The following is a 14911-nucleotide window of genomic DNA, read 5'->3' on the forward strand; positions in this document are numbered from 1 at the left end:
CAAACGATCCAAACAAACCTCCGCGGGGTGGAGCAGCCCGGTAGCTCGTCAGGCTCATAACCTGAAGGTCGTAGGTTCAAATCCTACCCCCGCAACCAGCTTAATTTGCATGAGGTCGTCCGGCGAAAGCCCGGCGGCCTTTTTGCTTGTCTGGCAGAGGCTTAGAATACCTGCCAGATCACCCTCGATATCGGTCCTGTGTCAAGTGGGCTCGACATGAGGCGGAAACCAAAACTCAACGCCCCGGTTCCGCGAAAGGCGCCGGCGCATGGAACCTGGAGGTCACGCGTCTGGAGCACGCAGAGCCAGGGGTTCACCAAGCCCGAAAGGTTATGGCTACCTTGAACCCGAAACGGTTCAGGGTTCTTCCACGTCCAGAACGAAGGTTCCAGGGTCCAGGCTGTTCTCGATAAGCGAGAGTATCTCGGATCGTATCAACCCGTCCTTCGGATCGTAGAGGCCGGTGCGTTTCAGTGCCTCGCGCACATTGATGTCGCGACCAAGGTATTCCAGTGCAACCTTCGAGGCGCCGGGCTTGCGGCCGCGTCGTGTCGGGCCGCCCGTTTGAATGCCAAGTAGAACCCCGATCCTGCTACGATGGCTGGGGTACAGCGTCGCTTGCGTGATGGTGTTCACTTCGATCGTTTCGTATTCGATGACGTGGAGACGGTCGGCAAGATAGAACAGCACGCCTTCGTACTTGTTCAACCCGCTGGTGCGCCCGGTCATGGGATCGCGCAGGATTTCGATGTTCTTCCAATAGTACTTGTCATCTTCCTTGTAGACGACCGCGAGCGAACGGATGACCTTTCCCCGGTTTCCAAACGAATAGAAGTATCGAAAATAGTAACCAACGTATTTCTCAAGCTCCTGACTGCGTTGATACAGCTTTTCGAGATGACGCAAGGGTTTGCTGAGGGCTTGTTGTTGCGGGGGTTTGCGCTTGAGTGCGACGATTTCTTCGAACTGTTGCGGCTCCATCAAAAGCTCGGATTCGGAGACGCCGAAAAAATCGCAGATACGGCGCATGTTGTGCCGCGATGGATGCGCATTGCCCGCAAGATACTTGTTGAATTGCTGCCTGTTGATGTCGAGCTTGCGACAAACCTCGGCAATGGACGGAAAGTAGCTGCATAGCAGCGTGAGGTTTTGGCGCAGTTCTTCAGACATGTTCTTACGTACAATGAAGCGAAAATCGCATCAATTAGCGAAGCTGCGCGAAGTTGCGCGCCGCGCTGAGTGACGTAGGCTTTCGGGACAGCAAATACCCGCGATTACAAGCAGCCCGGAGGCAAGCGTATGAAGCACGTGGACGAATTCCCACATGAGATAATGGAAATTCACCACGCCGAAATTCCAATGCCCGACGGTTGCACGCTCGCCGCCCGTATCTGGATGCCGAAAGATGCAAGGGGCGCGCCGGTTCCCGCGATTCTCGAATACCTGCCCTATAGGAAGAATGATTTCACCACGGGGCGCGATGCCTCTATGCAGCCTTACCTTGCCGGTCATGGGTATGCGGTCATCCGGCTTGACCTGCGCGGTGCCGGGGATTCCGAAGGTTTGATGGTAGATGAGTACCTGCCGCAGGAATTGCAGGACGGGTGCGACGCCATTGCCTGGATCGCTGAACAGCCATGGTGCGATGGTAATGTCGGGATGATCGGCATTTCCTGGGGCGGGTTCAACGGGTTGCAAATTGCGGCGATGCAGCCGCCCGCACTCAAGGCGGTTGTGACGCTGTGTTCCACCGATGATCGCTATGCCGATGATATTCATTACATGGGCGGCTGCCTGCTGGGCGAACAGCTTAGCTGGGCCTCCATCATGTTTGGCCGCAACACCTTGCCGCCAGACCCGGCGAACGTGGGGGACAAATGGCGTGACATGTGGCTGGAGCGGCTGGAGGGCAGTGGTTTGTGGTTGAAGAACTGGCTGCAACATCAACGGCGCGACGCGTTCTGGCAACATGGTTCCATCTGCGAAGATTGGTCGAGTGTTAAGGTGCCCGTTTACGCGGTTTCCGGCTGGGCTGATGGATATTGCCGAAGCGTCTTTCGCCTGATGGAGAACCTTGAAGGGCCCAGGAAAGGCCTGGTGGGCCCCTGGGCCCATCGCTATCCCCACATGGGTGAACCCGGTCCGGCAATTGGGTTTCTCCAGGACGAGCTACGCTGGTGGGACCACTGGCTCAAAGGACGCGATACAGGCATCATGGATGAGCCGATGTTGCGCCTTTACATGCAGGACAGCGTTGCGCCCAAGGGCCACTACCAGAACCGCCCCGGTCACTGGATCGCCGAGCCGGGCTGGCCGTCGCCGCAGGTGACGCGAACGCTGTTTCACCTGACGTCCGAGGGGGAATTGAGCCGGGAGAAACCCGGTTCAGGCGCCGAACTTGTCCATCAAAGCCCGGCCGATGTTGGCATGGCTTCGGGCAAGTGGTGCGGATACAGCAAACCGGGCGATGCCCCGGTTGATCAACGTCGCGATGATGCCGGCAGCCTGTGTTTCGAGATCGCCATACCAGAGGGTGGCCTGGCTTTTGCTGGTGACGCCAATGTGCATCTGCGCCTGAGCGTGGATCGGCCAGTGGCACAGATTGCCGCGCGGCTGGTAGACGTGCACCCCGATGGCCGCGCAACGCGTGTTTCTTTCGGCGTATTCAACCTGAACCACCGCAAGGGCCATGACAAACCCGAGATGTTGCAACCGGGTGAGCTGTATGACGTGACCATCCCGATGAAACATGTCGCGCAATCCTTGCCCGCCGGACATCGGCTGCGACTGGCCCTGTCGAGCAGCTATTTTCCCATGATCTGGCCAACGCCCGAGCCTGTTACCCTGACCGTCCATACCGAGGGCAGCGCGCTGGAATTGCCGTTGCGCCCGCCTTCGCCGCTGGACGATACTCTGGCCGCGTTCGGTCCTCCGACGGCAGGCCCGCCACCGCCAACCGAGCAGATCGCCGGGCCGGATACATGGTTCCGCATCACCGAGCATGCCGCGACTGATGAGATCGAGATGCAGATTGCCGATGGCATCGGTGTCATGCGGTTGCTCACCAATGACATCACGCTGCACAAGCAGGGATACGAGACATACGGCGTCAAACTGGACGACGTGACATCGGCCTGGGGGCGCGCAGAATGGCATTACGCGCTCAGCCGTGGCGATTGGGCCGTACGGTCCGAAACCTGGACCGAGCTGCGCACCGATGACCGCGATTTCATCATCACGGCTGAATTGCGCGCCTGGGAAGATAACGCGTTGGTTGCTGAAAAACGGTGGGAGGAGCGCATTCCGCGCGACCACATGTAACCCGAAAAAGGTGGTCTGCGCGTCACGTCGCAAGGGAAATCAAGTTTGACCGATGCCATCGCCAAGCAATGCCGCGGTCAGGAAACATCCACAGAGGAGAGAATCATGAAACAGACAGGACTAAGCCGCCGAGGCTTTCTCGGCACGACCGCCGCACTGGGTGCCCTGGGGCTGACCCCGGGTTGGACAACTGCGGCTTTCGCCCAGACGGGTGGCACGCTGCGCCTTCGGATCGACGGCGACAACGACGTGCTTGACCCGGGGTTCATGACCGGCGGCACCGAGATCGAGGCGCAGAAGCAATGCCTTCCATTTCTAGCGCAATACGCGCGGGATGGTGAGACCTTCACCTGGGAGCCGAGCTATTTCGTGACCAAGCTGGAACAGCGCGACGCAACCCATATCGATTTCGAACTGGCCGAGGGGCTGGTGTGGTCGAACGGCTATGGCCCGGTTTTGGCCTCGGATGTCAAGTTTTCCTATGAACGGATGAAAGACAGCGACTGGTCGGGGTATTTCGAGGCGCTGGACCATGTCGAGGTGACGGGCGATCGCACCGGGACGATTGTTCTTGGCAAGCCGTTTGCGCCCTTCATCATGATCACTCTTTGCCACGGTCCGGGCGCGGTGTTGAGCGAAAAGGCCATGGCCGATGTGGGTGATCGGTTCACCACGCAGTTTCCGGCGGTCTGCGGCCCCTACACCTACGAGGCGACGCCAGGCCAGCGCGCGGTTTTCACCGCCAACCCCGAATGGACAGGGCCGAAACCGGCGTTCGACCGGGTGGAATGCAATGTCATCACCGAGGTGAAGGCGGCCGAACTTGCCTTTGAAGCCGGCGAACTGGATTGCACCGAGGTTGGCGCCGACACGCTAGCCCGGTACACCAAGAACATGCCCGATGGCACGGCAATCGCCGTGGCGGGTGAACTGCAGTACATGTGGATGGGCATGAATACCGAACATCCCAAGCTGCAGGACATCCGTGTGCGCAAGGCGATCCAGCATGCCGTGGATGTTGATACGATCCTGCAAGGCGCCTATTCCGGCACCACGGCGAAATCTCACGGCATCATCTGCCCGGGCCTGACCGGACAGCGCGACAGCGCGGGCTACGGCTATGACCCGGCCAAGGCCCGCGACCTGCTGGCCGAGGCGGGGGTGTCGGGGCTGCAATTGACCCTGCGCACGCTGAACAACCAAGAGCGCATGCTGGCCGCACAGATCATCCAGGCCAACCTGATGCAGGTGGGGATCACCGTGAAGGTGCTGCCGCTGGACAGCGGGCCCTTCTGGGAAATGGGACAGGAAAGCAAGGGCGACACATGGCAGGACCTGGAGCTTTGGCTTATGCGGTTCGGCACCACGCCCGACCCTTATGAAGCGACCCAGTGGTTCACGTCAGACCAGGTCGGCGTCTGGAACTGGGAGCGCTGGACGGACGAGGAGTACGACCGCCTGTATGAAGAGGGCATCAATGAAACCGATCCCCAGAAGCGCCACGACATCTACGTGCGCATGCAGGAAATCATGGAAAACACCGGCGCTTATGTCTGGATCAACCATGAACCGGAAGCCTTTGTTCACAGCACCGAAATCGGCGTGAATGCCGCGCCGTCCGGCGAACTGAACTACCGGCGCTTTACCAAGGCATAAAACCGCCTGTGCGCAAACCGGCCGGACCGTTTCGCTTGATATGCAAACGGTCCGGTCCTCGATGCGGCGCTGCAAAGGAGGAAGGCACCCTTGCTATACTATCTCACGAAACGGCTCGGCCTCTCTGCGGTGGTGGTCTGCCTCGTCGTACTTGTCCTGTTTTCGTTGCTGCATCTCATTCCCGGTGACCCGGCGACGATCGCACTTGGGCCGCGCGCCACGCCCGAGGCCATCGCACGCTATGCCGAGAAAATGCACCTGGATGAACCGGTCTGGCGGCAATTCATGATCTATGTCGCCAACGCGGCGACAGGCGACCTTGGGCTTGACGTGTTCTCTGATCGGCCGGTCACCGCGATCATCATGGAGCGGATCGGCTTTACCCTTGCGCTTGTCGGTACGGGTATGGGCTGGGCCATGTTGCTGGGTATTCCGCTGGGCTGCCTTGCGGCGGTCAAACCCAACAGCTGGCTCGACCGCATCACCGGGGTGTTTTCAGTGGGCACCATTGCGGTTCCGTCGTTCCTCGTGTCGATCTGGGCGCTGTTGATATTCGCCGTGCATCTGCGCTGGCTTCCAGCCATTGGCGCGGGCGAGCCTGGCGATCTTGGCGACCAGGTCAGCCACCTGATCCTTCCGGCTTTTGCCATCGGGTTGAGCTGGGTTGGATATCTTGCGCGCATGGTGCGGGCTTCGATGCTCGAAGTGATGGGCGAGAACTATATCCGGTCCGCCCGGGCCTTCGGCCTTCGGCCAAGGCGGGTGATATTCGGTTACGCGCTGCGCGTTGCCATCCTTCCGACCATCACGCTGATCGGCATGGGGTTTGGGGGCATGATCTCGTCGACCGTATTTGCCGAGATCATCTTTGCCCGCCCCGGTATCGGCAAACTGATTTTCGACGCCGTAACGGCGCGCAACTTCCCGATCGTACAGGGCGCGGTTCTGGTGGCCACTGGCCTCTATATCCTTGTCGTCCTGATATCTGACATCCTCATAGCCTGGTTTGATCCCCGTGTCCGAGAATCCCTCTGAATCCGAAACCGGTGAACCGGCAGTCGATGCATCGGGACTTCCCGACCATGTCACAGATGCCGATATCCGTGAATCCGCCGCGCGCGAGCGCCGCGAAAAGCTGCGCATGTTCCTGACCAATTGGCAGGGAGTGACCGGGCTGATCCTTGTTACCCTGTTCTTTGCCAGCGCCATATTTGCGCCTTGGCTTGCGCCCTATGACCCGAACGCGCTGGACGTGCCGGCGCGCCTGTCTGGCCCGACATGGGATCATTTGGCAGGCACTGACCAATTGGGCCGCGATACGCTGTCGCGCATCTTGTATGGGGGGCGCGTGGCCCTGAAAATCGCGGCGATCGGCGTATCCGTTGCGCTGGTCGTGGGGCTGATCCTGGGCATGATTGCCGGGTTCGGGCCGCGCTGGCTGGACAATCTGCTGCTTTTGGCCTTTGACACTGTCCGCTCGTTTCCGACCATCGTCCTGGCGCTGGCCATGGTGGCGCTGACCGGGCCGAGCCTTGGCATGGTGCTGGCCATCGTTATCATCACGTCCATTCCCCAATATGCGCGCGTGGCACGCACCGCCACGCTGACGCTGAAAAACACCGATTTCATTCTCGCTGAGCGGTCGTTGGGCGCCAGCATGGCACGCATCTTGCTGCACCATGTCATGCCCAATGTTGTTGGCCCGCTGCTGATCCTGGCGGCGATGGACGTGCCGGTTGTCGTTACGGTCGAAGCCGGGCTTAGCTTCCTGGGGCTTGGCGTTTTGCCGCCCACCGCAAGCTGGGGAACGATCCTGAACGAGGGCTACCTGGTGATCCGCGATGCGCCCTGGATGGTCATCGCCGGGGGAATTCCGCTGATCCTGACCACGCTGGGCTTTACCTTTCTCGGCGAGGCGCTGCGCGATATTTTCGATCCACGCATGGGGAAAGGACGCTGACATGCCGAAGGATGCAACACATGCCCCCGACACGCTGTTGGACGTTCGAAACCTGTCGGTCGACTTCCGCACGCCCCGCGGCCGGGTGAAGGCGCTGCGCGATATTTCCTTTCCGATCCGCAAGAACCGGATCATCGGTATCGTGGGTGAAAGCGGATCGGGAAAATCAACGGTTCTTTGGGCGCTACTCGGTCTTCTGGCCAAGAACGCCGAGGTGACGAGCGGTGAAGTTCGCTTTGGCGACCGTGACCTGCTGCACGCAAGCGAGGCGCAGCTGCGCGCCACGCGCGGCGAAGAAATATCGGTGGTGTTCCAGGATCCGATGACCAGCCAAATTCCGGTGCTGACCTATGGCCGGCAGATGCGCGACATTCTCTATCGGCGGCCCAATGTGACGACCGTCGAGAAACGTCGTATGGCTGTTGAAATGCTGGGCAAGGTCGGCATCCCCGACCCCGACAAGCGGATCGACCAGTATCCGCACCACTTTTCGGGCGGGATGCGCCAGCGTGCCGGTATTGCCATGGCGCTGCTAACCGGGCCGCAGCTTTTGCTGGCGGATGAGCCGACCACCGCGCTGGACGTGACGATGGAGGCGCAGATCATCCACCTGTTGCAGGACCTTCAGAAAGAGCTTGATGCCACGGTGGTCGTGGTTTCGCACAATCTCGGGCTCATCGCCGAGCTGTGCGACGATGTCGTTGTCATGTACGCGGGCGAGGTTATCGAGGCGGGCGAGGTGCACGAGATTTTCCACAACGCGCAGCACCCCTATACCCGGGCCCTGCTGGAATGCGATCCGGCCCGGATCGACGATGTTTCGCGCAAGCTGCCCGTCATACCCGGTGATATCCCCGACCTCACGAAACCGCTTTCGGGCTGTATCTATGCATCGCGCTGCCAGCGGGCCATGCCGATCTGTCGCCAACAGACGCCCCCCACCATAACCCGCGGCGAGATGAGCCTGGCGCGCTGTCACCTGCTGGATGGGCCGCACCACGATCCTGACTGGCCGCCGCCACTGGATGTCATGACCGTGGGAAAGGGAGAGGCCGGTGCCCGCAAACCCGCGCGCGTCAAGCGCGACGATCCGCTGCTGGAGGTATCCGACCTGAACGTGCAGTTCGAAACCGTCGGCCCCCTGCGCGCGCGGCTGAAAGGCATCACCCAACGGCATGTGGACGCGGTGCTGGATGTCAGCCTGTCGGTTGCTCCTGGCGAAACCGTGGGGCTGGTTGGTGAAAGCGGCTCGGGCAAGACGACGCTGGGCCGCACGGTGCTGAACCTCGTCCCCGCACGGAGCGGCAGCGTGAAATTCGAGGGGCGGGAAATTCGCAACATGCCGGAAGGCCGGTTCAAACCGTTGCGCCGTGACATGGCAATGATGTTCCAGGATCCGGTCGGGTCGCTTTCCCCGCGCAAGTCGGTGCGTGCCCTGATTACCGAACCGTTCCAGATTCATGGCATTTCCGGGGTAAACTTGGATGACGAGGCAGAGCGGCTGGCCGACATGGTGCGGTTGCCCAAACCCTTCCTGTCGCGCTATCCGCACGAACTGTCTGGCGGTCAGGCCCGGCGTGTCGGCGTGGCCCGCGCGCTGGCGCTGAACCCCAAGCTGATCATCGCGGACGAACCTACTGCTGGGCTCGATGTGTCGGTGCAGGGAGAGATTCTGAACCTGATGACCGACCTGCAAGCCGAACACGGGTTGGGCTATCTGGTGATCACGCACAACCTGCCCGTGGTGCGCCATATCGCCGATCGGCTGGCGATCATGTATCTTGGCCGTATCGTCGAGGAGGGCAGAACAGCCGAGGTGTTCAACCGCCCGGTGCATCCCTACACGCAGGCCCTGGTCGAAGGGGTGCCGCAACCCGACCCTGACCGCCGCCGGGTGCATGTATCGATTTCCGGCGAGGTTCCCAGCCTTCTCAATCGTCCGAAAGGCTGTGATTTCGCAACGCGCTGCCCTTATGCGCAAGATCGCTGCCGGGCCGAAAAACCACCTCATGTGACCATGGCGGATGGCCGGCGCCACGCCTGTCATTTCCCGCTCGGTCAATAACTGCGGACATCACGTAAAGAGAAAAAGAATGAGCTACGGTATATATATTGGGCGTAACCTGACTGCGGACGGGGTCGCCTACATGGCCGGCTATGGCGATGAGCCCAGCAGCCACTGGCTTGAAATCAACCCGCGCGCAATCCATCGCGACGGATCGACCGTCACCGTTGGCGTGACCCCGCAGGCGGATATGCCCGGCCATCTCAGCGAGATTCCGCAGGCGCCGCAAACGTTGCGCAACATGCGCGTGAACTACAGCTACTACCTTGGTGTGCCTGCACCGCTGACCAATGGCGGGTTGAATGAATGTGGGGTTGCGGTGCGCGACATCTGGTCCACCTCGCGGGACGATGTGATCGCGATGACACCGAAAGACCAGAGTGGTCCGAACTATTCCGACCTGGCACGTCTCGTCGTGGAGCGGGCCCACAGTGCCCGCGAAGGCGTAGAATTGATCGGTCGTCTGATCGCGGAACATGGCTATTCCACATATGGTGGCAATTCCCACATGATCGCCGACCCCGACGAGGCATGGGTGGTAATCGAATTTGCCGGCGGTCGCGGGCTGTGGTGCGCCGAACGGCTGGGCCCGGATGATATTCGCGCTTCGCGCCCCGGATATATCGGCGAGATCCCGGAGGCGCCGAACGAGGATTTCCTTTTTCCAGCACATTTTTTTGACACCGCCCGCGAAATGGGCTGGTGGTCGCCGGAAGACGGGCCGTTTCACGTCAACCATATCTATGGCGATGGAAAGCACCGCTGGGATGGCGTGGCGTGGATCGAGGATGAGATGCGCAAACGCGCCCAGCGACCCGGCAAGATCGCGCTTGAAGATGTGTTCTGGTCAATCAGCACCGACCGTCTGACGGGTGATACCGCCGGATACGGGCAGGTCGTGCCCCTGACCCACCCCGCGCATGACGCGCTGCGCATGATGTGGCACGCGGCCGTCGGCCCGGTCACGGCGCCACTGATGCCGGTCTTTCTGGGCCAGTCTTCGGTGCCGCCCGCATGGCAGCAGCATCGCTATCTGACAACTGGCGAAAGCCACCGCTTTCTTGATTGCCGCAAGAAGGACAAGGACCCGGATACGGTATCCCTAGTTCCCCAGGGAATCGAGAGCGGCATTTCTGCCTTTCACGAATTCAAGCGCCTGATGCACCTGGCCTTTCAGAAACCCGACCCGATCCTGGCCGAAGTCTGGACGCATTGGCGGGCCATCGAGGCGCGTACAAATGCCGAAGTGCCCGATGTGTTACGTGCGGCATCGCTGTTGTTGGATGCGAATGAACAGGCGCTTGCGTCGCAGGTGCTAACCGAGTTCAGCCATGCCCGTTTCGCCGGCGCGTTGGCCGAGTGCAGGGCGCTGGCGGATGCGGCCCATGCCAGGCTCAGCGCATTGAATGCCTTGAACATGACAGCAACGCCACTGTCACCGGATCAGATCTGGTAATGTCGCACGGCCGGTCAGGCCAATGATCTGCTTGACTCAATAACGCGGCGGACACCCGTATTTCACGATGTTCGCCGCCGACGTAATGCCCGTACCTGTGCGTTGAACGATGTGTCCAATGGTCCCCCAAGGGGCCGGTCATGCGTTCTGGGGGCGATAAACGCAGTCGGCAAGCGTGCTGGTGTTCAGGTCGTCGATAAAGGCCGCTTGGGCATGGGCCAACCGGGCTTTCAGGCGGCAACGGGGCGCCAAGGTACACGAGTGCCCGCCAGCCGCAAAACATTCGACCAGCGCTTGGCCCTCCTCAAGCGCGGCCACCACGTCGCCCAGGCGCACATCTTCGGGCGCGCGGGCCAACATCGAACCACCGCCACCACCGCGCCGGGTGACCAAAAGCTCGGCCGCTGCGAGCGCGGATATCACCTTGGCCAAGTGATTGCGCGAAACCGTGAATTCCGAGGCAAGCTCTGCCGTGGTGAAGGGCCGCTCAGGCTCTCCAGCCATGCGCATCAATACGCGCATGCCGTAGTCGGTGAAATAGGTGAGACGCATGGTTGCGCTCCTGATTTGGAATTTGCACTGAATGTCGGTGAAATTTATTTGGCAATTGAAATGCCAATTTGCTTGCCGGAAGGCAATGTGATCGACAGGACATACTTGAAAGATGACAACGCGCTGGATGTTGTTCAAGACGCCACGCCGGGGGATCGTTAATGAAACAAGCCGCGACCGATACGCCGACATCTGCTTGGATCGAACACATCCGGGCGCGGGTTCTTGCCGCAAATTGCCTGGCGGCACCCGAATTGGACGCACTTGCCTATAAGATCGGGCTTGCGCTGGGCAAGCCGGGTGCATGTTTGCCCTTTCTGCTCGGGATGCGCCGATGAAGGGCCGGCGCACATACGCCTCGCCGCCCTGCCTGGCGGCCGAGATCGATCCGGCCTATTTCGACCCGCTGGCCAGGGACCCGGAACAGGCGCGCGATGTTGCCCGCTGGCGCCGGGCCGAAAGAGCACGTTTGGCCGACCTGCGAAAGGCGCTTGGCCAGGAAGGGCGCGCACGCGCCAGCCGCGCCATTGCCGACCACCTGGAGCAAGCCCTGTCGGCGTGCAATACGGGGCACGGCACAATCCTGGCTGGCTATTGGCCGATCAAGGGAGAGCCTGACCTGCGCCCGTTGCTGGAAAAGCTGCACGAGGCAGGCGTGACAATCGCCCTGCCGGTGGTCGAAACCCGCGCCGCCCCGCTGGTGTTTCGCCGCTGGGCGCCGGGTACGAAAATGGTGCGCGGCGACTGGAATATTCCGGTGCCGCCACACGATGCACAGGAGTTGACACCCGATGTGACGCTGGCCCCTTGTCTGGGCTGGGATGGCGATTGTTATCGGCTCGGCTGGGGCGGCGGGTATTTCGACCGGACGCTGGCAGCGCTGAGAGCACGGCCCCTTGCCATCGGCATCGCGCTGGCCGACGCACGGCTGAAAACGATCTATCCGCAGCCCCATGACATACCGCTCGACCTTATCGTGACCGAGGCCGGGGTGCTTGCAAGGCGCAGCGGCTGAGCGGAAGCGGCCGGTCTGTTTTGCGCGTGGGTTGCTCGAACCCCGGGAGCGATGGCGGCAATGCCCTTTTCCACGCGGTCTGGTGCGACGGTTGGCCGTGTGATCACCAATACCCGCCCTTGCACGATACCGACTGCCGAAACAGACATCGCCCCACCCGCATGTGGGCGAGGGGCGATGCGCAAACCAATGGACGTTTGAGGTTTCTTGCCTATCGCATGATCAGAACGGGAACGCGGCAGGACCGGATCATTTCTGTCGTGGTCGACCCGATAAGCAGCGATCTGATGCGGCTGTGCCCATAGGCGCCCATTACCAGCAGTTCGTGACCGTCCTTGGCTGTCAGTTGCGACAGAACTTTTTCGGGCTCGCCGCTTTGCACCATCGTTTCCGCCTCGATCCCGCCGGCCTTTAGGGTCGATACGGCGTTTTCCAGCGATTTCGTGATCTCGGCTGTTTCCTTGCCCGCAAAGACCAGCGCAACCTTCAGCCCTGCGAAAAGGGGGCTGCGTGCGATGAAGTCAACCGCCTTGAGCGATGAAGCCGCGCCGTCAAAGGCAACCAGCACCTTTTGAATCGGCTTGAAAGCCCGATTGGCGATGAAAACCGGCTTGTGGCTGGCACGCACGATCCGTTCGAGGTTTGACCCCAGGTGTTCCGAGGCAAGGCCCGCGGCCTCGCCCCGTTTGCCGATGACGATCATGTCGCCGTTTTCCTCTTTGGCGGTCACCGTTTCGACAAGGTCGCCCTGCCGCAGGCGGGTTTCCACCTCGATATCGCCGTCACCCCTGATCAGCGCCTTTGCGTCGTCAAGAATCGCGCGCCCATGCGCATGGGCCAGTTTCGAACGCTCGGCATCCAGCTCGGACAGTTGTTCAAGCAGTTCGCTGCGCGCGCCCAGCCGGATCGCCCCGGACAGATCCTGTGCCTCTCCGGCATCGCGGCGCCCCATGACGTGGTAAAGCTTGACCTTCCACTTGTTTTTTTGCGCGATCCAGGCCGCGTGGTGGCACACGCTTTCCGAATAGCCAGAGCCATCGACAAGGGCGATAAGTGTGTCAGTTGTCATGTCCGGTCCTCCCTCAGTGGCCCATCAATTGATCCATCGCGCCGGGCTTGTCATGGATGGCAAGCCTGTCAACGATGGTTTCCGAGGCTTCATTGAGCCCGATAATCTCGACCTCGGCGCCTTCACGACGGAATTTGAGCACGGCCATATCAAGGGCCGCAACAGACGAAATATCCCAGATATGGGCGCGGCTGACATCGATCGTGACCTTTTCCGGCGCTTCCTTGAAGTCGAATGCCTTCATGAAATCCTCGGAGGAGGCAAAGAACAACTGCCCCTCGATGATATAGGTGCGGTGGCTGCCCGATGGCGTGATCTCCGAGCGGACGCGGAAAAGCTGCGCAATCTTCCAGGCAAAGAAGATGCCCGACAGCAGAACGCCGACCAGAACGCCGATGGCGAGGTTGTGGGTGTAGACCACGAAAAACACCGTTGCCAGCATCACGATTGACGAGGATTTCGGGTGCTCGCGCAGGTTCTTGATGGACGACCAGGAGAACGTGCCGATGGAAACCATGATCATGATGGCAACCAGCGCAGCCATCGGGATCATTGCCACGATATCGCCCAGTGCCACAACCATGATCAGAAGGTAGACGCCCGCGGCAAGCGAAGACAGGCGTCCACGGCCACCGGATTTCACGTTGATGATGGACTGGCCGATCATCGCGCAGCCCGCCATGCCACCGATAAAGCCGGTCGCGGTATTCGCGATGCCTTGGCCGACGCATTCCTGGTTTCTGTCCGAGGTTGTATCGGTCAGGTCGTCAACGATCTGCTGGGTCATCAGGCTTTCCAGCAGGCCCACCACGGCGACCGCCACGGAGTAGGGAAAAATGATCGCCAGCGTTTCGAAATTCAACGGGATGTCGGGGATCAGGAATACCGGGAGCGTATCGGGCAACTGGCCCATATCGCCCACTGTACGCACGTCCCACCCCATGAAAACGGTCAGCACCGTCAGCACGACGATCGTGACCAGCGGAGATGGCACCGCCTTGGTAAGGCGTGGGAAAAGATAGATGATCGCCAGGCCGCCCGCGACCAGCGCGTAGGTCAGCATGGGCACCTTCGACGGATCAAGCTCGGGTAGCTGCGCCATGAAGATCAGGATGGCCAGGGCGTTTACAAAGCCGGTCATCACCGATTTTGAAACGAACCGCATGACATAGCCCAGCCCAAGCAGGCCCGCGCCGATTTGCAGCAGGCCGGCCAGCACCGTTGCCGCCAGCAGATATTCCAGCCCGTGATCGCGCACCAGCGTAACCATCAAGACGGCTGTCGCCGCCGTGGCCGCCGAAATCATGCCCGGCCGTCCACCCGTGATCGCGACGATCACCGCGATAGAGAAAGAGGCATAAAGCCCTACCTTGGGGTCCACCCCCGCAATGATGGAAAAGGCAATCGCCTCGGGAATGAGGGCAAGAGCCACCACCAACCCCGCGAGCAGGTCGCCACGAATGTTGTGCGTCCATTGACGCCGATATTGAGAAAGAGAGATCATGAACAGTTCGGTATCCATAGGCCGCCAGCGAAAGCGTGCGGTCTTGTTGATGTCATCTGCTGATGGGTTATCCGGCGGATAGGCGGCCGGAGGAGCCAGCCGGGAATTTCACCCGACTCCATGTTCGCTGACCGTGCCTTTAGCCGGTGTTGCCGAGAATGCCAACATTGTTGACGCAAATAATGATGCTTGGAGGTGAAAGGGTTAATAAACAGGCACACCACAGGGGGTCCAGGGCAAGGTAGGGTCAGAAATGCCCTTACGCAAAACAGGCTTGAACCTGGATCTGATCATACATATCGTCAAACGACGA

At 60.6% G+C, this 14911-nt stretch carries 12 protein-coding genes, 1 tRNA gene and 1 other annotated feature; of the genes, 9 read left to right on the forward strand and 4 right to left on the reverse strand.

Annotated features, from left to right (window positions below; translation table 11 throughout):
- Positions 1-21 precede the first annotated feature (21 nt).
- Positions 22-98 (forward strand) — tRNA-Met (locus tag M8744_RS14275).
- Positions 99-357: 259 nt separating this feature from the next.
- On the opposite strand, the gene M8744_RS14280 is transcribed toward M8744_RS14275, so the two are convergent.
- Positions 358-1170, reverse strand: a complete 813-nt coding sequence (locus M8744_RS14280) for a helix-turn-helix domain-containing protein (RefSeq protein ID WP_251418950.1) — start codon at positions 1168-1170, stop codon at positions 358-360.
- Between the two features lie 189 nt (positions 1171-1359).
- On the opposite strand from M8744_RS14280, the gene M8744_RS14285 reads away from it, so the two are divergent.
- From M8744_RS14285 to M8744_RS14310, 6 genes are all read left to right on the forward strand, one after another.
- Positions 1360-3321 carry a CocE/NonD family hydrolase gene (locus M8744_RS14285; protein WP_251418952.1) on the forward strand — a complete coding sequence of 654 codons (1962 nt, stop codon included), beginning with the start codon at positions 1360-1362 and terminating at the stop codon, positions 3319-3321.
- A gap of 105 nt (positions 3322-3426) precedes the next feature.
- The gene (locus M8744_RS14290; protein ID WP_251418954.1) at positions 3427-4977 is read left to right on the forward strand and encodes an ABC transporter substrate-binding protein; all 1551 of its coding nucleotides are present in this window, start codon (positions 3427-3429) and stop codon (positions 4975-4977) included.
- A gap of 90 nt (positions 4978-5067) precedes the next feature.
- Positions 5068-6012, forward strand: a complete 945-nt coding sequence (locus M8744_RS14295) for an ABC transporter permease (RefSeq protein WP_251418957.1) — start codon at positions 5068-5070, stop codon at positions 6010-6012.
- Positions 5993-6937, forward strand: coding sequence for an ABC transporter permease (locus tag M8744_RS14300; RefSeq protein WP_251418959.1), 945 nt, complete (start codon positions 5993-5995; stop codon positions 6935-6937). Before M8744_RS14295 ends, M8744_RS14300 begins: the two co-directional genes overlap by 20 nt.
- 1 nt (position 6938) lies before the next feature.
- Positions 6939-9002 carry a dipeptide ABC transporter ATP-binding protein gene (locus M8744_RS14305; protein WP_251418961.1) on the forward strand — a complete coding sequence of 688 codons (2064 nt, stop codon included), beginning with the start codon at positions 6939-6941 and terminating at the stop codon, positions 9000-9002.
- Positions 9003-9030: 28 nt separating this feature from the next.
- Positions 9031-10458, forward strand: coding sequence for a C69 family dipeptidase (locus tag M8744_RS14310; RefSeq protein WP_251418963.1), 1428 nt, complete (start codon positions 9031-9033; stop codon positions 10456-10458).
- A 138-nt stretch (positions 10459-10596) separates the two neighbouring features.
- On the opposite strand, the gene M8744_RS14315 is transcribed toward M8744_RS14310, so the two are convergent.
- Positions 10597-11010, reverse strand: a complete 414-nt coding sequence (locus M8744_RS14315) for an RrF2 family transcriptional regulator (RefSeq protein WP_251418965.1) — start codon at positions 11008-11010, stop codon at positions 10597-10599.
- A gap of 15 nt (positions 11011-11025) precedes the next feature.
- On the opposite strand from M8744_RS14315, the gene M8744_RS14320 reads away from it, so the two are divergent.
- Positions 11026-11172, forward strand: coding sequence for a hypothetical protein (locus tag M8744_RS14320; protein ID WP_251418967.1), 147 nt, complete (start codon positions 11026-11028; stop codon positions 11170-11172).
- Between the two features lie 142 nt (positions 11173-11314).
- Entirely contained in the window at positions 11315-12025 is a 711-nt protein-coding gene (locus M8744_RS14325) for a 5-formyltetrahydrofolate cyclo-ligase (RefSeq protein ID WP_251418969.1), read from the forward strand.
- Between the two features lie 211 nt (positions 12026-12236).
- Here the strand turns inward: M8744_RS14325 and M8744_RS14330 are convergent, their stop codons facing one another.
- Positions 12237-13094, reverse strand: a complete 858-nt coding sequence (locus tag M8744_RS14330; protein WP_251418971.1) for a universal stress protein — start codon at positions 13092-13094, stop codon at positions 12237-12239.
- Positions 13095-13107: 13 nt separating this feature from the next.
- Positions 13108-14598 carry a SulP family inorganic anion transporter gene (locus tag M8744_RS14335; protein ID WP_251419150.1) on the reverse strand — a complete coding sequence of 497 codons (1491 nt, stop codon included), beginning with the start codon at positions 14596-14598 and terminating at the stop codon, positions 13108-13110.
- A gap of 65 nt (positions 14599-14663) precedes the next feature.
- Positions 14664-14721: a sequence feature (sul1 is cis-regulatory element that is thought to sense ions involved in sulfur or methionine metabolism; They are found in Alphaproteobacteria), on the reverse strand.
- Between the last annotated feature and the right edge of the window lie 190 nt (positions 14722-14911).

It is taken from the genome of Lutimaribacter degradans, from assembly GCF_023703375.1.
Classification (GTDB): Bacteria; Pseudomonadota; Alphaproteobacteria; order Rhodobacterales; family Rhodobacteraceae; genus Lutimaribacter; species Lutimaribacter degradans.

Bases quoted from the DNA above. Each gene is read 5' to 3' on its own strand.
- M8744_RS14280 (WP_251418950.1), bottom strand. From the start codon at position 1,170: ATGTCTGAAGAACTGCGCCAAAACCTCACGCTGCTATGCAGCTACTTT.
- M8744_RS14285 (WP_251418952.1), top strand. From the start codon at position 1,360: ATGCCCGACGGTTGCACGCTCGCCGCCCGTATCTGGATGCCGAAAGAT.
- M8744_RS14290 (WP_251418954.1), top strand. From the start codon at position 3,427: ATGAAACAGACAGGACTAAGCCGCCGAGGCTTTCTCGGCACGACCGCC.
- M8744_RS14305 (WP_251418961.1), top strand. From the start codon at position 6,939: ATGCCGAAGGATGCAACACATGCCCCCGACACGCTGTTGGACGTTCGA.
- M8744_RS14310 (WP_251418963.1), top strand. From the start codon at position 9,031: ATGAGCTACGGTATATATATTGGGCGTAACCTGACTGCGGACGGGGTC.
- M8744_RS14315 (WP_251418965.1), bottom strand. From the start codon at position 11,010: ATGCGTCTCACCTATTTCACCGACTACGGCATGCGCGTATTGATGCGC.
- M8744_RS14325 (WP_251418969.1), top strand. From the start codon at position 11,315: ATGTTTGCCCTTTCTGCTCGGGATGCGCCGATGAAGGGCCGGCGCACA.
- M8744_RS14330 (WP_251418971.1), bottom strand. From the start codon at position 13,094: ATGACAACTGACACACTTATCGCCCTTGTCGATGGCTCTGGCTATTCG.
- M8744_RS14335 (WP_251419150.1), bottom strand. From the start codon at position 14,598: ATGATCTCTCTTTCTCAATATCGGCGTCAATGGACGCACAACATTCGT.